Source organism: Nitrosopumilus sp., assembly GCF_025699125.1.
Lineage (GTDB): Archaea > Thermoproteota > Nitrososphaeria > Nitrososphaerales > Nitrosopumilaceae > Nitrosopumilus.
Genome location: NZ_JAILWC010000004.1, coordinates 1 through 15,821, shown reverse-complemented (window position 1 = coordinate 15,821; position 15,821 = coordinate 1). Strand labels below are relative to the sequence as shown.

Here is a 15,821-nt window from a genome sequence, read left to right as displayed (position 1 = left end):
TTGGACTCGTTGCATAGCTTGGATAGTGCGATTGCTTGCGGAGCAATAGGTCGTCGGTTCGAATCCGATCGGGTCCGTTCAACATCCATCTTTTAATATTGGTTTAAAAATAAAATTTCAGAAATAGTTTGACAGATGCCGAAGAATCAAAATCAATTAAATTTGAAATTTTAGATAAAATTGCTGCCCTTATTGCAGCTGCATTTGGATTGGTGGCAGCACTTGCATGGAATGATGCTATCAAAGCACTCTTCAAAGAAATCTTTGGAACTACTGATCAACTAGGTCCAATGATTGGATATGCTGTGGTTGTTACAGTAATTGCAGTTATTTTAACAATCTTTATTGCTCGTGCAGCTTCTAAAGCAAAATCAATCATTACTAGAACTTACAGTTGTTCTTTGTGTGATTTTAAGTCAGAAGTTCAATCCGAATTTATGGAGCATGTTACAAAAAAACATGCTGCCAATGACGATAAATTTCTGTCAAAATGATTGTTCATCTATTTTTAAAAAATATCTCATACATAGTTTAAGCTTATTTCAAATACATATGATGCTTCAGCAAATCAATTTCATCAGTAATGTGAAAAAGTCTGCTACATTGAATACAATTCTGACCCGAAGTTAGGGAAAAATGTAGAAAATATAGATGTGAAATGATTATTGAATCTTCTTAAAAATTACCTTCTAGTTGATTTTAATGGTATTTCCAACAACTTTTTTTGAAATTTTTATTTCCAGTCTGCCTTTTTGAAATTTTGCAATTGTTTTCTTGGAATCGATTCTTCCTGGTAACAAAATTGATTTTTTAAAATATTCAAACTTTGTAATTCTGCCTAATTTTTCTTCAGAATATTTTTCCTTGAGTTTGGCCTCAACATTGATGTAATTTCCATCAAAAGTAACTTTGATATCTTTTTTATTTACAAGTGGTAAATCAAACTCTAGCATCCAGTGATTGTCAAACTCTCTGAGGCATGAAAGTGGTGAGAGAATTTTATGTTCAATATCATCAAATATTGAATTTACTGTTGAAAGTGTCATTTTAAACTCATCATCATTTCTTTTCATTTTATTACCTGTAGATTTGTGGTGCTCTTGTCTGTTTTTCTTGCTGTTCCTGTAATGCACGAATTGTTTGTTCCATTAGATTTCTGTGTTGTATACGTAATTTGTCTATTCTAGATTGAATCTCTTTTGTATCTATTTGAATATCTAGAATCTTTGCAAGTGTAACTATTGCCATAATTGATGCTTCAGGATCTGGAAAGAATGGATGACATTCTGCATACAAAACAAGTACTGGAATCTTTGTTTTTCTAAACACTGAGATTATCGCGGCATCTGTTCCAAATATTGAACCGTCTAAAAATTTCATAATCTTATTGTTGTAAAGTACATTCTCTAATGATGGATGGGATACTAGGCCATAAATTTTGGATGTATCCTTTTGTTGATTTATAGTTTCCATGCCACTGATCATTACAATTTTTTTAATTACGTATTTCTTACAAAATTCATGAACTGCAAGTGCAAACCTCTCTGCTAAATATTGATTAAATGGAACATCCGAAATGATCACAAAAATATTTTTCTTACTATATGCTCTGATTGGACCAAGTATTTCTCCCCCTTCTACAAATAATGTTGATGGCAGTTCTGGTACTTCGATCTCTTCAATTTGGTTCATCTTTAGATAATGAATAAGATATGATATTGAAAAAGTGCCTACAAGTCCATTGCTAGGAAATCCTACAACCAATGTGTTTTCATTAGTATCTGGTTTTGTAATTTTCAAGTTGTTGATTTTTACAAATCTTCTGATTAAAAGTCACGTCTAAATTTTCAAATGTGAGAATAGAGGAAACTATGAATTAAAATTTTTAAAAGTTCTTTTTGTTATAATATGTCTATAATCTTCCTTGCAGTCTTATCAATGTCTACATTAGCCTCTGCTGCAATGAACAATATTTTTTTTTCAAGAGGGATAGTCATTGTAACTACATTCTTCCTTCTAGCTGCGGCATATTCTACCTGACCTAAATTCTCGTCAAATTCTTGTCTAGTCCTAATTCTGAGAACTGCCTCAATAAACATTTTTTTTCGCTCATTTTCATTTTTGAGCGGAATTACTCCTGATTTGAAATCTCCTACTATTAGATTTCCCATATAGTCTAAGAACCCTGCAAATCTTATTTCAGGTAATTCCAATATTTTATGGCATCTTTGTTGATCTAAATTCTCTTCTGAATTCATATCTTCACCAAATCTAATTCATAATTAAATAGCATTCCTATTCTCATCTTTGATATTTTATTGCTAATTGATATAACAAAAATAAATGTTCATTTTTGATGAAGAGACAACCAAAAGTTCTTGTAAGTATTCCTATACCCTTGGTATCTATCATTAAACAACCAATTTCAATTTCTCCTGATACTAGCATTCTTGGTGCACGAGATATTTTACTTCGATATAAAATTGGAAGGCTTGTGGTTGAATTTAATAAAAAACCAGTTGGAATCGTTACTGAGAAAGACATTTCAAGAAGTGTTTCTGTTTTCAATCAAAAACCAATTTCAAAAATTCTAATTCGTGATATAATGACAAAAAATTTGATTACCCTACAACCTGAAGCATCAATTTATGATTGCGCAAAACTTATGCAAAAACATGGAATAAGTTCAATTATAATTAAAACTTCTAAAGGTAAACTAGTTGGAGTGGTAACAAAAACTGATCTTGTATCTACATTTTTAATTCAAAGCACTGCATCACTACCAATATCAAAAATCATGACCAAAAAAGTAATCACCGTATCACCTAATGATTCCATTTTTGAAGTTGAAAGCATTCTGTTAAACAACCAAATTCATAGGGTAATAGTAACAAAAAACAAAACTCCTGTGGGAATTATAACATATCGTGATTTTGTACCTGCAAAGACCTTTGATTTGCCCAACGAGTTTACAGATCCTGAGGAAAGATCTGAAATATTCTGGAATGCACATCTCAATGAACTTAACGTAAACAAACTTAGTTACTTACTAACATTTTCTGCAAAAGACATTATGACCAAAAACCCTTTCTTTGTTTCTACCGACGATGTAGTGTATACTGCAGCTATTATCATGATAAGACATGGAATTAGCGGTCTACCAGTAATTCGTGGTAAAAAGATGGTTGGCATAATTACAAAAACCGATATTGTAAACATCATAGCGTCAAAAGGAAAACCCAACTTTTAGAGTTTGATTTTCATATATGGTAATTAACTAGAGTTATTTATAACTCGAATATTTTTTCTAATTATTGAAATACGCAAAAGATTTCATGAATACGCCTAGAACTATAAAGTATGAATCTAATTTGGCAGATGTTCTAAAAAAAATAATTGATGAAAAGAAAAGTAGATTATTAGTAACTCAAAATGGTAAAATCAATGGTTTGGTATCTGAAAAGGATTTAGGGATTTTTCTTTTAACTGATACTACTGAACGAAAACTTGATGAGATCCCCTTATCAGAAATTATCAAAAAAATAATCAGTGTTGATGAAAAAACAGGAATGGATAAGTGTGCCCAATTAATGATGACAAATGAAATTGGTTCTTTGGTTGTCACTAGTAATGATGAGGTTGTTGGAATTTTGACAAAGACTGATCTTGTTAGGTATTTTACTAAATTAGATTCACAAAAAATTGTCGGTGAGTACATGTCTCCTTACTATGCATGGCAATACTCTGATACTCCATTGTACAAAGTAGTGCTGAAAATGGTTGATGAAAAAATCTCCCGAGTGATCCTTCGTGATCATGAAGAAACTCCTGTAGGAATTGTGACATTTAGAGATTTATTCAATTTGGCATTGACTTTAGGCGATAAAGAAGATGTGCTTGATAATACTGATCCTCTAATATCTGTAATATTTCCCAGAAAAGGTTTCATTTCTGAATCTGGATTTGGGGGCAGCACACAAATTAATGAAATTATGACCAAAAATATTGTTTCTGTAAATTATGATGATGATTTGATAAAAGCAGCAAAGTTGATTTTAGAGAAAAATATCAATGGCGTGGCAGTCTTATCTGTACACGGAAATATTATTGGGATCATCAGCAAAACAGACATTGTTAGGGCTTTAGCCTTTTTGTTATGATGAATAATTTTTCCCCAAAATCAAAATGTATTTCCCAAACGCTTAATTTTGTATCTATTGAAGGAATTCTATGATAAATTCAGAATTATTGAAACTACTTGAAACAAGTGATGTTCTAAATATGTTGGATGATTCTGTTTCCTACCAACTACAAAAAATTCAAAATGTTCAGAGAACAAACGAAGGTAGAGATTGGTATGATGAACTTCCTAAAATTGTTAGGGGAAAATTTGATAGTTATAAAGAAGACTATGAACACCTTTCTCAAATTCTAAAACTTGAATCAGAACAAATGAGGGTTGAAATGAATAAGGGTTACTACTTTTGGCGATTACTGCGTTCTGCATGTCATACATACAGAAATGATCTCATAGAGTATGATCAACAACTGAGTCAGGAATTCTATCTACCAGAGACTGAGGCAATATCTGATAATGCTGTTCTAAATGATTGTATTGGGGTTTTAGACCAGCACGCCATTGAAAAATAACCTTTAATCCTTTTATGATGATATGTTGATATAATGCCATGGAAATAAAATCAGAAAAATCCATCAAAGAATTTCTAAAGACACTACCTGATGATGATATAATCAAATATTATCTAGATGTGGAGTATAGTCCTTTTCCTGTCTTAGTCATTGAAGAATATACAAGACGTTTTAAGCGTAAAACTAAAGATGAAATTATCAAAGATCTAAAAACACAAGCACGTTTTGCTCATAAAAAAACAAGAGAATTTGGAAAGATAGCAAAAAAACACAAATTTGTCGATGATGTTACTAAACAAAAATCTGAAGAAATTTTCAAACAGGCAAAGAAAAAAGGATTTGAAATTAGTGAAAAATTGTCACACAAAGGTGGTATTTTAGGTTCAAAATTAAAAAAAGGTACAACATCTGGAATCAAGAGCGGAATAAATGCAGGAAAGAATCTAAAATCATCCTCTGCTGATGAACTGGAATTATTGGAAAAACTAGGAGATTTACAAAAAGCAGGCATCATCACCAAGAAAGAATTTCAGGAAAAAAAGAAAAAAATACTTTCTAAAATATAGAATTATAATTAGTTTGTAAATTATTTTTTTCTCAGTTTTGATATTAACTGCCTTGTTTGTGATATGCCTGTTTTGGACCGTCTTGTTACTGATACTGAGGAATTCTCTTCAATTCATTGGCTTGGTATCTTTGCAGACAGACAAAGGGATCACAATTGAGATATGCATTTGAGTCTTCATTAAATAAGTTGGGAATTGAGAGTAAAATTATCCTTTATCTGAGCATCATCATGCCTTTGTAAATCCTTCTGGTGAACTGTGTACTCCTATTGAATCCGGAAATGTCTGAGTAAAACTATTGCATTTTTTGAATAAATTTGAAATAAATCTGCTCTCTTTATGAATTTCTTAAATATTATTACGTTGTAATTCGGTAATGAGCAGACAAGATTTCAATTCTGATTCCATCCTGGTTCAAGATATTATGACTAGAACAATGATTACAGTAAATTCTGCAACCACTGCACAACAAATTGCAAAAATGATGCAACAAGGAGGAATTGGTGCAATATTTGTAAAAGAAAATGACAATCCTGTAGGAATTGTAACTGATAGAGATTTTGCAACAAAAATTGCAGCAAATGGTCTGTCCCTTGACACTCCAGCTAAAAATATAATGTCTTCTCCACTGATTACAATTAATCACAACGAACCATTATCTGCAGCTGCAGAAAGAATGACTAGTAAAAAAATTAGAAAACTTGCAGTTACCGATAATGGCAAAATAGTTGGTATAGTTACATCAACTGATTTAGTTACACAACTAGCAAAATAACTAAAACGTCTTAGTCTTTCTAAGAAATACTGTGATTGATGTCATATAACAGGCAGTTGCAATTATTTCCGAAATGACAGATGCTATATACGGTTCAATCCCTAGTTCAAGGAAATAATATAGTGTTGGCCATCTTATTCCGAGATATATTATCTCGCCTAATCCAAATGATGTGATTAATGCAAATAATTCTTTTTTAATTAAATTCGATTCCATTCCTCTATATCTTTCAATATTGTTCCAGTAAAACAAACTAGAAAAAATTCCAAAGTATATGATATATCCTATGACTATGGTGATTGTAGTGTTTAGATAATTGTCGTAATCTGATAATAACTGAGATACAACTGCTGAAAGTGATGCAGAAACAACAAAACAAATTATGAAACTCCTATTAATTTGGAGTAATTGCTGATTTAGTTTCACAAAATTTTATGTGATAACTAATATTTTGTGTTAACTCTTACTCAAATTATGAATAGATGCGAATGGGCACAAGATGAGCCCAACATTACTTATCATGATAAGGAATGGGGAAAACCGCAACATGATGATCAGAAATTATTTGAGTTTCTAATATTGGAAGGAGCACAAGCTGGTCTATCTTGGACTACTATTCTCAAGCGTAGAGATGGCTATAGAAAGGCGTTTTCAGATTTTAATGCTCTCAAAGTTTCCAGATATGACAAAAAACACATCGAGAAACTACTCAAAGATGAGTCCATAATACGAAATAAACTCAAAATTAATTCTGCCATTAATAATGCAAAACAGTTTCTCAAGATTCAGATAGAATTTGGTTCCTTTGACAATTATCTGTGGGATTTTGTAAATCACACCCCAATTAAAAATAGATTTAAAAAATCATCTGAATTACCCTCATCAACCTCTCTTTCTAAGAAAATAAGTTTGGATATGAAAAAGCATGGATTTACATTTGTTGGACCCACAATTTGTTATGCTTTGATGCAGGCTGTAGGAATGATTAATGATCATACAATGGATTGTTATTTATTTGAAAAATAATTTTCTAAATTTAATTTTTATTATTGCATTTTTTTAATTGCGTCTGAATATGTATTTATTGGAACTATCTTTACAGTACTAACTGATGAAATGCCAACTTCAATACATAACTTTTCAATATCATGTGAATTGTCTGCATCTAAAATAATTATCCATTCATGTTCCAAAACTGACATGTAAAATCCAATAATTTTTGATATTTTAAACTTCTCAGAGTTTTCTTCTATTTTTTTCTGAACTTGGATGAACATTTTTCTGCTTGAATCGTTATTCATGGGACATGATTCAGGACTGTGAATTGCGAAAACTCCAAATAACATGGCTAAACTAATTATTTCTTATATTTAATTCTAATTTTTTGTTGCTCATTTTTTAGATTCTCAATTATATTCATCTTTTTAAATCACTTATTATGTTGGGTGGAAAATTTTCATCTTTTTCAAAGACTGCAGGTCCTGGAATTTTGTTTGCATGTACTGCAATTGGTGTGTCTCATTTGGTGCAATCTACAAGGGCTGGCGCTGATTTTGGCTTAATGATGTTGGGATTTGTTGTATTGGTGATGTTGATGAAGTATCCTTTCTTTGAATATGGTTCTCGTTATGCAAATTCTACTCAAACTAGTATAATTGATGGCTACAAGAAACTTGGCAAACCTGCTTTGCTGTTATATTTTCTACTAACTATATCGTCAATGTTTTTTGTTACTGGTGCTGTAGGGTTTGTAACTGCTGGATTTTTTGAGAATCTGTTTGATGTTGATTTTATTGGAGAATGGACTGTAGTAATTTTATTTGCAGTGTGTGTTGGAATATTGGCCATTGGAAAATACCATGTTCTTGATAGTTTGATTAAAATGATTGCAATTGTTTTGCTCATATCTACTCTTTCTGCATTCTTATTTGCATTGTATAATGGTCCAACAGAACAAATATCTGGATTTGAACCAAAAGAACTATGGGATATTGCTGGGATCTTCTTCTTACTTGCATTGATGGGATGGATGCCTACGGCAGTAGATCTTTCAAGCTGGAATAGTTTATGGACATTGGAAAGAATGAAACAAACAAACTATAAACCAAAATTAAAAGAAACTTTACTCGAATTTCGATTAGCATATCTGATTACTGGAATTCTTGCAGTGATGTTTATTGTTCTTGGAACTTTTATTTTCTACGGATCTGGTGAGGAACTGCCAAACAACAATTCTGATTTTGCAAACAAAGTTGTAACACTATATACTGAAACTATTGGTGATTGGAGTTATATCATAATTGCATCTTCTGCATTTACTGTAATGTTTGGGACGATCATTGCAGTGTTTGATGGATATTCAAGGTCGTTGCAGAGAACGGTGGAGTTAATTTTTACAAAAAAAGAGAACACAATACGTACAAAATTTCGTACATTTTATGTGATTTTCTTAGTTGTGATATCTGTTGGTTCACTTGTAGTGATATTTCAATTTGGGAATAATCTCAAAGAATTAGTTGATTTTGCAACTGTACTGTCTTTTGTAATTGCCCCAATAATTGCAATTTTTAATTTTAGATTAGTTACAGGAAAATATCTTGAGAAAGAACAACAACCATCGATTTTATTAAAAATTCTAAGTTTTACAGGGATTATTTTCCTGAGTGGGTTTGCAGTATTCTTTGTATTGATGAAATTCTTACAATGATTATAAAAAAACTTCTCACAATTTCTATATTCTATGATCCTGTGTGTCCCACTCTCCATTGTTCCCTTATTATTCAATTCCAGAATGGGTTAAAAACAATACAAATTAGTGATCTGAAGGAACCATTTTACACATTTATTTCTCCTAATTCTCTTAGTTTTAGTAAGTTTTTTTAACACAAACAAATAATCTATAATTGTACATCATGAAACTTTCTCCTAAAATGAAAAAAGCACTTGATGATCAAGTCACCCTTGAGGCTTCTGCATCAAACAGCTATCTTGCAATGGCCTCTTGGTGTGAAGTAACAGGATATCAAGGAGCGGCAAATTATTTTTACGCACAATCTGATGAGGAGAGAACTCATATGCTCAAATTAGTTCATTTTCTTAATGCTTTAGGTGCTGTTGCAACAATTCCTGCAATCAAAGCTCCAGTTAGTTCTTACAAATCCCTTGAAGGATTAATCAAAAGCGCACTTAAAAATGAGCAAATAGTTACTGCTGCAATTCATAAAATGGTTGAGATTGCACAAAAGGAAAAAGATCACTCTACATATGCATTTCTAGAATGGTTTGTAAATGAACAAGTTCAAGAAGAAACAAAGTTTGAAACAATTCTGCAAAAGTTTGATCTTTTAGGAAGAGACAAGTTAGGAATTAATGAAATTGACAAATATCTTGCAACACAAGCAGCACAACCACAAACTGATCCTGCGGCATAAATTTTCTAAAATAATTAATATCTCTTCATTTCAAATCAATTTATGAGCGTTATAGTTACTAGAAAACCAGGTGGAATCACACAACTATTCAATACTGAAACTGGCAGAGTTACTTACAAATGTAAAGCAGAATGTGCGTACATGCTAATTGAGGCGTTTGGCGGAATAGTGCAATTTAATCAAAAAGGTGCAATGGCAACAGTTACCGGCCATATAACATCTCTAGAATCATGTGATGTTCTTAAAAAAGGACACCCAAATTATCATAATGCATTAAACTCGATCATTTCCGCACACAAAGAGTTTGTACAAAATATCTCCGATTCATATCAAAAAGAAATCAAAGAACTTGAAAACAAATTAGTAAATCTTTAATCTTGAAATTTTCCACACTTGCATCCTCTAACTAGACATTTACCATTTCCATCTTCATGTATGGCATTGTCATGATAACATCCTGATTTCTTGTTATTACAATTCATGTTGATTTTTAATGTTTTAATGGATTAACTTGTATTATCTAACCGTAAATCATACAATGCTCGCATTCACAAATTTCCTGTTCTTTTGATTTTTTTAGACATTTTTTGTGCTGTCCTGCTTGACATTGAACACAAACCTCTTCAATATTTTCAACTGTTGTGTATTTTTTAGATTGGTCAAATCCAAATCCTCCGTCTTGTGGTCCTACCATGCTATTGTATGAGCGATGGCCTATTTCTACTTCACTAATTGATTGCAGATTTTATTACATCATGTAATTCCATTTTATGTGTTTCAATAATCCCTCTGATCTCAAAAGTATCCACATACCCTCCAACTGATGCCCGAGTTGCCTTTAATAAATAACGTAACGCTCCTTCCTCAATTTTTCCAATATAATATCCGTAAAGAAAATTAAATTCATCACTACATTTCCAAATTTGTTTGATATTTGGAAATGTTTGTTTGACTTCAGTTGGTATTTCTAAAATTCTTCTTTTAATATATTCGTCTAATGATTTTCTAATTGATGATTCATGAAACAATTCTAAAATAATTTGATAATGCTTGCTTTTTAGTCCTTTTCCTCATTTTTTGATTTTTCCTTATCTGGATTATCCCACATATGCATAGTTCCTCTAATCATAAAAGAACCAACAATAATTGCTACTAATCCCCCAACAATGAATAGAAAAAATTTCCCAATGTCTTTGATGCTTGCCAATGTTGTTATTTTGCTTGCAGTTTAATTAAATTGTCTCAATAAAATTCAATTAGATTCAATAGTGAGTTTGAAAATTTCTATAATGTGTCTAAAATTAAGCAGATAGTTGCTTGGGTTGCAATTATTGGAGGAGGGATTTCATTTTTCTTCTTTTCCCAGTATATGGCAGAAGTAATGAGATAATCGCCAAAATACATTATAGTAATCTACTTAAATTATTTCTATGATTACTCAGGAAATCAAGGAATTTTTAGATCTGCAAAAGCTTGGGTATGTTGCAACTGTCAATTCTGATGGTTCTCCAAATCTTTCGCCAAAGGGCACCATAATTGGATGGACTAAGGATACATTGGCATTTGCTAACATTCGCTCGCCTGATACTATAAAAAATTTACAATCCAATCCTAATATTGAGATTAATGTAATTGATCCTCTTTTACGAAAGGGGTACTTGTTTAGGGGTAAGGCTAAAATCCTCCAAGAAAAGCTTGAATTTGAGAAAATTTTCAATCATTATAGAAAAAATGGTGTCAAGAGTCCAATTAATTCAATTGTGCTAGTTGATGTTACATCTGTCTCTGAAGTGACATCTCCTCTTTATGATATGGGTATATCTGAGCAAGAAATTAAATCAAAATGGAAAAAACATTTTGAGAGTCTATGACTCTTCTAGTTTTTTAGATGATGTCTTGATTTCATCAAGCTCTTTTTTTGTCACTTGGTGTTCTTCTCTTTCTTTTTCCAAAAGCAATTGGACTGTTTCTAACTCTTTTTCAGTCATACTTAGTTTTGATTTTAATGAACCGACTACTGCGCTTGCAGCTTCGATAATTCCTGCAGAACTTTTCTCATTTGATTTTTCACCTGCAATGAATTCTTTTTCTTTAGGAGTGAGTACATCTATATCTTGAAACTGATCTTTTTTGTTTAACTCTTCTTTTGCATTATAAAGTCTTGAATTTGCTTCATCAAGCTCTTTTTGAGTATCTATTTGCTGTTTTCTAATGTTATGTAAATCTGATTTGCTCTGCTCAATTTCTTCTTTTAACTCCTTTTGTTTTTCTGTAAATTCTTCTAGTTCTCGCTTTAATTTTGCTAAATTCTCTTCTGTTTGCTTGAACTCTTCAATTGATTTTGAATCTTTAATTTTTTCCGCATTTTTGATTCTCGCTTCCATCTCTTTGCATTCCCTTTGAATAATGTCGTGCTCCATCTTTTTTTGATTGAGCTCTTTTTTGACTAGCATTAAATTGCCAACTGTGGCGTCGTATTCTTCTTTTACTGATTTAATTTTTTGAGTAATTTCGTCTAGTTGACCTTGTTTTGCTCTAAATTCTTCTTGCAGTTTTTCAACTTCTGCTTCGAGTTCTTCTTTTAGCACATACTCTTCACTATTTTGAGATACTGTCTCTGCTTCTTCTTTTTTCTTACCAAAAAGCCCCATTGTTATTATGTCGTTTTTTCCAAAAGATGAACGTTTCTTTATCCTTTAGTACGATTTCTGAAAAATTTCAAGTAAAATCCAATCCCTCCAATAATCATTCCCACAAACAAGGAAGTTGTGCCTAATTCCGGCATTTCTGGATAGATATTTGGTGCAAGAAATAACAGTAATGCCCCAAAAATTATCATGGCAAACCCACCGTTGTTTCGTGTTTTGTTATGTTCTCCGTGTACCATAATTATACATACTCTGAAAGTGTTTTTGCAACTTGCTTTCTTCCAATGTCTGAGATGAATGGTCCTATTTTTGGTCCTCTAGATGTTCCGAGAATTATTTGATATAGTATTTTAAAAAAATCTTTTGGTTGCACATCATTTGATTTTGCAATTTGGTATATTGTATTTTGAATGTCTTCGGGTTCATCTTCGTCACCGAGTCTATCTACTAGCATCTTTAGTGCTTTTTTTGCAGAATCATCTAGATCAACTTGTGTTTTTTCTTGTTTATCAAATTCATTTGAATAATTTCCTGCAAGTTCGATTAGTTCTTCCACATCTGATTCTGGATTTTTAATTACTCCGTAATCTAGTAATTTTTTCATTACTCGCTCACCTCTATTTTCTTTGAATATTTTTGCTAGTTCAACTAATAATCTATAGTTAACATGAGTGCTTGATTGTTTGGGGGGATTGAGTAAATTTACATATTCATAGAGTCCTTTTGATTTTACTAGTTTTGCTTGATTGTCTACTTTGATTCGTCCAAAGTAAATGTCTTCTAATTCGTTATACTCTGCCATTAAAGATGGAATATCTTCAAATCCCAATTCACGTGCACCTGTAATTCTTTTGTATAGTAATAACAGAATTGATTTTGGACTACCGAACTCTAACCATTTTTGTGCAGTAATGACATTTCCAAGTGATTTTGAAATTTTCTTTCCGCCCTTATCTAAGAACATTTCATATTTTACATGATGTGGATGTGGGAATCCTAGAATCTCATCAGCCACCCAATCATTTACCTTCACTGAATCCATAATGTCTTTTCCATATGCTTCAAATCTGATGTCAAATGCTGCCCATCTTGCTGCAAACTCTACTTTCCAAGCTAATTTGCCAAGATCTTTTGTGATGTCTGCCTCTCCATGATGATCACAACCTTTGATCATCTTTGATCCAATTTCTGCGTCATGACAATGATACTTTACTTTTTTTTCATCTGTAATGTACTCTGTGGCCTCAGCTGTATAGAGGCAATTGCAATTTGCACAAACTGGAAAGTATGGGAGATATTTTTGATATTTTTCTTGTCCTACAAGTTCTGAAATTTTCTCTCCAATTTTTACACTGTTTTGCAGAATAGTATGAATTTGTTCTTGAAGCAATCCTTTCTTGTATGTGTCTATTGCTCTTCTAAATTCATATTTTATTCCAACTTTATCTAACCCGTCTAAAAGAATACTGCTCATGTGCATTCCATACGAATCATGACATCCATAAGGATCAGGGATCAATGAAACTGGTTTTGCTAAATGCTCTTCAAGAGAGTCAGGAAACCCCTCTGGTATTTTTCGTAAACCATCTAGATCATCCGAATATGCAATCAATTCTGACTTGTAACCAAAATTCTCTAATGCTAGTTTTACACCGTATGCTCTTACCGCATCCCCTAAACTTCCAATATGTGGAACACCTGATGCCCCCAGACCACTTTCTACTCTAATAAGATCTAAATTTCTTCCAAGAGTTTTTTCACGTTCAATAAGTTCCCAAGCTAGCTTGTCAATCCACGTTCCTTTACCGATAATTTCTTGCTCAGACATCTTTTTCACTAATTTAATGTCTTGGACATGTATGGTCCATATAATGAATACTCTAACTTTTGATAATACTCTCGTGTGCCAACTGCACTAATTACTAGAATTTTTTTTGCATCAAACTCTTCTTTAGATATTTTTTCAGCTTCATTCATCAAATTTTTTCCTAGTCCTGAATGTTGTATTTCGTTTTCTTCTTTTTCTCCAAGCTTCAATGATTTTCCATAAACATGAATTTCTCTTACTATGCAACTATCTTTTCCTACTTCATCTCTATGGGCATCATCACTGGGCTTTCTTAATCTCAAAAATCCATAGATTGATTCGTTTTTATCCTCATATGACAAGAAAACTTCTTTTCCCCCGGATGAATCATAGTTGATTCTCTTTAATTTTACATCATTTGGGTCTGATTTCTTATTGGACAGTCCTGCTTCTCTGCATCTGATGCATTTGCATACCAGTCCTTGCTTTGCTAAATTTTGATGAACTATCTGTCTAAGATTTCCTGATTTTGGTCCTGCAATGATTTCATTTGGAGAAATTTCTCTTTGAATTCTCATAATTCTTACCCATTTTGGAACATTCTTTTTGACTTCGGTTAACACTTTGATCATATCTTCATCCGAATATGGGATGTATTTTCCTTGCTTGTATTCTTCATACAGTGGAGTGTTTTCAATAACTAATGATGGATAAATTTTCAACATGTCAGGACGTAGATGTGCATCTGCAAATAATTTTTTAAAATCTGCAATGTCTCCTTCTGGAGTCATTGTGGGTAATCCTGGCATCATATGTGCCACAATTTTATAACCTGCGTCTTTTGAAATTTGAAATGATGTTACAACATCATTGTAATTATGTCCTCTGTTAACCCTTTTGTAAACTCTTTCTTGTAATGATTGTACCCCTATCTCTATTCTAGTGATTCCGTAGTTTAGCATTAAATCAACATGTTCTTTTTTACAATAATCTGGTTTTGTTTCAATTGTGAATCCTACATTTCTTATTGTAGCATGTTCATTATTTGATTTGGCCTCCTGTAAATTTTTCGAATCAATTCCATTTAATGCATCATAACATGATTTAATAAAATTCTCCTGATAGTCTTTTGGCATAAATAGAAATGTTCCTCCTACAATTACTACTTCCATTTTAGAAGGTTCGTGTCCAAATGCAATTAATTTTTTAATTTTTGACGTAATTTGCAATTTTGGATCAAATTGATTTTCTATTGCATTAAGTGATGATGGTTCTTTACCCGTATAACTATTTGGAGAGTTGTATTCTATTCCACCTGGACAATAAGTGCATCTGCCATGTGGGCATGCATATGGTTTTGGCATTAATGCAACTACTGCAACACCTGAGGCAGTCTTTGCGGGTTTTCTTAGTAATACTTTTCGTAATTTGTTAAAATCTGATTCTTTTGCCATTGATAGGATTTCATAATTTCGAGGAATTCTATCCAATGCATATTTTGTACAAATTTTTATGATTTCTTCTTTGACTTGTTTTTTGCTCGGGTCATTAATTGTTAGAATATTTTGAGTAATTTCACTACATGCCTTTGATAAAACAGGGTCTAAATTACTCATGTATGTTCATCTTGATTTGGACATAAATTCGTTAAATAATTTAGCCTCATTGAATCCGAATATCTTGCAGAGAAATTTGTATTAAATGATGATTATTGGATTCTATACTTCTTTTGAGCCTAATTAGTTGATACAATTACTTCGTGATTTTCACTAGTTTGGATTATCTCCGCTTGATTGTTTTTCTTTTGGATTTACTTGTCTTTCTAGCTGGTTTTCTCTTTACCACCTTTTTCTTTGCTATGCTCTTTCTAGCTGGTTTTCTCTTTACCACCTTTTTCTTTGCTATGCTCTTTCTAGCTGGTTTTCTCTTTACCACCTTTTTCTT

23 protein-coding genes and 1 tRNA gene are annotated in these 15,821 nt (G+C 32.0%); 12 read left to right on the top strand and 12 right to left on the bottom strand.

Going from position 1 to position 15,821, the window contains the following annotated elements; genetic code table 11:
• Nucleotides 1-2: 2 nt before the first annotated feature.
• A tRNA-Arg gene (locus K5783_RS09580) sits at nt 3-77 on the top strand.
• 51 nt (nt 78-128) lie between these two features.
• Nucleotides 129-494 carry a DUF5654 family protein gene (locus tag K5783_RS09575; RefSeq protein ID WP_297473999.1) on the top strand — a complete coding sequence of 122 codons (366 nt, stop codon included), beginning with the start codon at nt 129-131 and terminating at the stop codon, nt 492-494.
• A gap of 195 nt (nt 495-689) precedes the next feature.
• On the opposite strand, the gene K5783_RS09570 is transcribed toward K5783_RS09575, so the two are convergent.
• The 3 genes from K5783_RS09570 to K5783_RS09560 form a co-directional block, all read right to left on the bottom strand.
• Nucleotides 690-1,073 carry an Hsp20/alpha crystallin family protein gene (locus K5783_RS09570; protein WP_297473998.1) on the bottom strand — a complete coding sequence of 128 codons (384 nt, stop codon included), beginning with the start codon at nt 1,071-1,073 and terminating at the stop codon, nt 690-692.
• 4 nt (nt 1,074-1,077) lie between these two features.
• Nucleotides 1,078-1,794, bottom strand: coding sequence for a PAC2 family protein (locus K5783_RS09565; RefSeq protein WP_297474293.1), 717 nt, complete (start codon nt 1,792-1,794; stop codon nt 1,078-1,080).
• Between the two features lie 107 nt (nt 1,795-1,901).
• Nucleotides 1,902-2,258 (bottom strand): DUF6659 family protein, encoded by a 357-nt coding sequence (locus K5783_RS09560; protein WP_297473997.1) that lies wholly within the window; start codon nt 2,256-2,258, stop codon nt 1,902-1,904.
• A 98-nt stretch (nt 2,259-2,356) separates the two neighbouring features.
• Here K5783_RS09560 and K5783_RS09555 point away from each other — a divergent pair, with 98 nt between their 5' ends.
• The 5 genes from K5783_RS09555 (at nt 2,357) to K5783_RS09535 (ending at nt 5,991) form a co-directional block, all read left to right on the top strand.
• Entirely contained in the window at nt 2,357-3,250 is an 894-nt protein-coding gene (locus tag K5783_RS09555; RefSeq protein ID WP_297473995.1) for a CBS domain-containing protein, read from the top strand.
• Nucleotides 3,251-3,314: 64 nt separating this feature from the next.
• Nucleotides 3,315-4,160 carry a CBS domain-containing protein gene (locus tag K5783_RS09550; protein WP_297473993.1) on the top strand — a complete coding sequence of 282 codons (846 nt, stop codon included), beginning with the start codon at nt 3,315-3,317 and terminating at the stop codon, nt 4,158-4,160.
• Nucleotides 4,161-4,230: 70 nt separating this feature from the next.
• The gene (locus tag K5783_RS09545; RefSeq protein ID WP_297473992.1) at nt 4,231-4,650 is read left to right on the top strand and encodes a hypothetical protein; all 420 of its coding nucleotides are present in this window, start codon (nt 4,231-4,233) and stop codon (nt 4,648-4,650) included.
• A gap of 38 nt (nt 4,651-4,688) precedes the next feature.
• Entirely contained in the window at nt 4,689-5,216 is a 528-nt protein-coding gene (locus K5783_RS09540; protein WP_297473991.1) for a hypothetical protein, read from the top strand.
• 376 nt (nt 5,217-5,592) lie between these two features.
• Nucleotides 5,593-5,991: a CBS domain-containing protein gene (locus tag K5783_RS09535; protein ID WP_297473990.1), complete on the top strand. Its 399-nt coding sequence runs from the start codon at nt 5,593-5,595 to the stop codon at nt 5,989-5,991.
• On the opposite strand, the gene K5783_RS09530 is transcribed toward K5783_RS09535, so the two are convergent.
• Nucleotides 5,992-6,417, bottom strand: coding sequence for a hypothetical protein (locus K5783_RS09530; RefSeq protein WP_109876176.1), 426 nt, complete (start codon nt 6,415-6,417; stop codon nt 5,992-5,994). It abuts the gene before it with no gap.
• A gap of 48 nt (nt 6,418-6,465) precedes the next feature.
• On the opposite strand from K5783_RS09530, the gene K5783_RS09525 reads away from it, so the two are divergent.
• Complete coding sequence (locus tag K5783_RS09525) at nt 6,466-7,017, top strand: DNA-3-methyladenine glycosylase I (RefSeq protein ID WP_297473988.1); 552 nt, start codon at nt 6,466-6,468, stop codon at nt 7,015-7,017.
• Between the two features lie 20 nt (nt 7,018-7,037).
• Here K5783_RS09525 and K5783_RS09520 read toward each other — a convergent pair whose 3' ends face one another.
• The gene (locus K5783_RS09520; protein ID WP_297473986.1) at nt 7,038-7,337 is read right to left on the bottom strand and encodes a hypothetical protein; all 300 of its coding nucleotides are present in this window, start codon (nt 7,335-7,337) and stop codon (nt 7,038-7,040) included.
• A gap of 92 nt (nt 7,338-7,429) precedes the next feature.
• Between K5783_RS09520 and K5783_RS09515 the strand changes: the two genes are divergently transcribed.
• The 3 genes from K5783_RS09515 (at nt 7,430) to K5783_RS09505 (ending at nt 9,797) form a co-directional block, all read left to right on the top strand.
• Nucleotides 7,430-8,698: a divalent metal cation transporter gene (locus K5783_RS09515; RefSeq protein ID WP_297473984.1), complete on the top strand. Its 1,269-nt coding sequence runs from the start codon at nt 7,430-7,432 to the stop codon at nt 8,696-8,698.
• 205 nt (nt 8,699-8,903) lie between these two features.
• Nucleotides 8,904-9,422: a ferritin gene (locus K5783_RS09510; RefSeq protein ID WP_297473983.1), complete on the top strand. Its 519-nt coding sequence runs from the start codon at nt 8,904-8,906 to the stop codon at nt 9,420-9,422.
• A 42-nt stretch (nt 9,423-9,464) separates the two neighbouring features.
• Nucleotides 9,465-9,797: a hypothetical protein gene (locus K5783_RS09505; RefSeq protein WP_297473981.1), complete on the top strand. Its 333-nt coding sequence runs from the start codon at nt 9,465-9,467 to the stop codon at nt 9,795-9,797.
• Between the two features lie 145 nt (nt 9,798-9,942).
• Here K5783_RS09505 and K5783_RS09500 read toward each other — a convergent pair whose 3' ends face one another.
• From K5783_RS09500 to K5783_RS09490, 3 genes are read right to left on the bottom strand one after another with little or no spacing between them, the layout of a single operon-like run.
• Nucleotides 9,943-10,116 carry a hypothetical protein gene (locus K5783_RS09500; protein WP_200829024.1) on the bottom strand — a complete coding sequence of 58 codons (174 nt, stop codon included), beginning with the start codon at nt 10,114-10,116 and terminating at the stop codon, nt 9,943-9,945.
• Between the two features lie 34 nt (nt 10,117-10,150).
• Entirely contained in the window at nt 10,151-10,450 is a 300-nt protein-coding gene (locus K5783_RS09495) for a hypothetical protein (protein ID WP_297473979.1), read from the bottom strand.
• Nucleotides 10,451-10,479: 29 nt separating this feature from the next.
• Complete coding sequence (locus tag K5783_RS09490; protein ID WP_297473978.1) at nt 10,480-10,629, bottom strand: hypothetical protein; 150 nt, start codon at nt 10,627-10,629, stop codon at nt 10,480-10,482.
• Between the two features lie 223 nt (nt 10,630-10,852).
• On the opposite strand from K5783_RS09490, the gene K5783_RS09485 reads away from it, so the two are divergent.
• Nucleotides 10,853-11,293, top strand: a complete 441-nt coding sequence (locus K5783_RS09485) for a pyridoxamine 5'-phosphate oxidase family protein (RefSeq protein WP_297473977.1) — start codon at nt 10,853-10,855, stop codon at nt 11,291-11,293.
• On the opposite strand, the gene K5783_RS09480 is transcribed toward K5783_RS09485, so the two are convergent.
• From K5783_RS09480 to K5783_RS09465, 4 genes are read right to left on the bottom strand one after another with little or no spacing between them, the layout of a single operon-like run.
• Nucleotides 11,288-12,073 (bottom strand): DNA repair protein, encoded by a 786-nt coding sequence (locus tag K5783_RS09480; protein WP_297473975.1) that lies wholly within the window; start codon nt 12,071-12,073, stop codon nt 11,288-11,290. The genes K5783_RS09485 and K5783_RS09480 overlap by 6 nt on opposite strands.
• Before the next feature lie 38 nt (nt 12,074-12,111).
• On the bottom strand, nt 12,112-12,309 hold the full coding sequence (locus tag K5783_RS09475; protein ID WP_297473974.1) for a hypothetical protein: 198 nt from the start codon (nt 12,307-12,309) through the stop codon (nt 12,112-12,114).
• A 2-nt stretch (nt 12,310-12,311) separates the two neighbouring features.
• Nucleotides 12,312-13,898, bottom strand: a complete 1,587-nt coding sequence (lysS, locus tag K5783_RS09470) for a lysine--tRNA ligase (protein ID WP_297473972.1) — start codon at nt 13,896-13,898, stop codon at nt 12,312-12,314.
• Nucleotides 13,899-13,906: 8 nt separating this feature from the next.
• Entirely contained in the window at nt 13,907-15,493 is a 1,587-nt protein-coding gene (locus tag K5783_RS09465; RefSeq protein WP_297473971.1) for a tRNA uridine(34) 5-carboxymethylaminomethyl modification radical SAM/GNAT enzyme Elp3, read from the bottom strand.
• Between the last annotated feature and the right edge of the window lie 328 nt (nt 15,494-15,821).

Bases quoted from the DNA above. Each gene is read 5' to 3' on its own strand.
- K5783_RS09485 (WP_297473977.1), top strand. From the start codon at position 10,853: ATGATTACTCAGGAAATCAAGGAATTTTTAGATCTGCAAAAGCTTGGG.
- K5783_RS09535 (WP_297473990.1), top strand. From the start codon at position 5,593: ATGAGCAGACAAGATTTCAATTCTGATTCCATCCTGGTTCAAGATATT.
- K5783_RS09540 (WP_297473991.1), top strand. From the start codon at position 4,689: ATGGAAATAAAATCAGAAAAATCCATCAAAGAATTTCTAAAGACACTA.
- K5783_RS09525 (WP_297473988.1), top strand. From the start codon at position 6,466: ATGAATAGATGCGAATGGGCACAAGATGAGCCCAACATTACTTATCAT.
- K5783_RS09475 (WP_297473974.1), bottom strand. From the start codon at position 12,309: ATGGTACACGGAGAACATAACAAAACACGAAACAACGGTGGGTTTGCC.
- lysS (WP_297473972.1), bottom strand. From the start codon at position 13,898: ATGTCTGAGCAAGAAATTATCGGTAAAGGAACGTGGATTGACAAGCTA.
- K5783_RS09515 (WP_297473984.1), top strand. From the start codon at position 7,430: ATGTTGGGTGGAAAATTTTCATCTTTTTCAAAGACTGCAGGTCCTGGA.
- K5783_RS09505 (WP_297473981.1), top strand. From the start codon at position 9,465: ATGAGCGTTATAGTTACTAGAAAACCAGGTGGAATCACACAACTATTC.
- K5783_RS09555 (WP_297473995.1), top strand. From the start codon at position 2,357: ATGAAGAGACAACCAAAAGTTCTTGTAAGTATTCCTATACCCTTGGTA.
- K5783_RS09480 (WP_297473975.1), bottom strand. From the start codon at position 12,073: ATGGGGCTTTTTGGTAAGAAAAAAGAAGAAGCAGAGACAGTATCTCAA.
- K5783_RS09520 (WP_297473986.1), bottom strand. From the start codon at position 7,337: ATGTTATTTGGAGTTTTCGCAATTCACAGTCCTGAATCATGTCCCATG.
- K5783_RS09570 (WP_297473998.1), bottom strand. From the start codon at position 1,073: ATGAAAAGAAATGATGATGAGTTTAAAATGACACTTTCAACAGTAAAT.
- K5783_RS09510 (WP_297473983.1), top strand. From the start codon at position 8,904: ATGAAACTTTCTCCTAAAATGAAAAAAGCACTTGATGATCAAGTCACC.
- K5783_RS09500 (WP_200829024.1), bottom strand. From the start codon at position 10,116: ATGGTAGGACCACAAGACGGAGGATTTGGATTTGACCAATCTAAAAAA.
- K5783_RS09545 (WP_297473992.1), top strand. From the start codon at position 4,231: ATGATAAATTCAGAATTATTGAAACTACTTGAAACAAGTGATGTTCTA.
- K5783_RS09465 (WP_297473971.1), bottom strand. From the start codon at position 15,493: ATGAGTAATTTAGACCCTGTTTTATCAAAGGCATGTAGTGAAATTACT.
- K5783_RS09560 (WP_297473997.1), bottom strand. From the start codon at position 2,258: ATGAATTCAGAAGAGAATTTAGATCAACAAAGATGCCATAAAATATTG.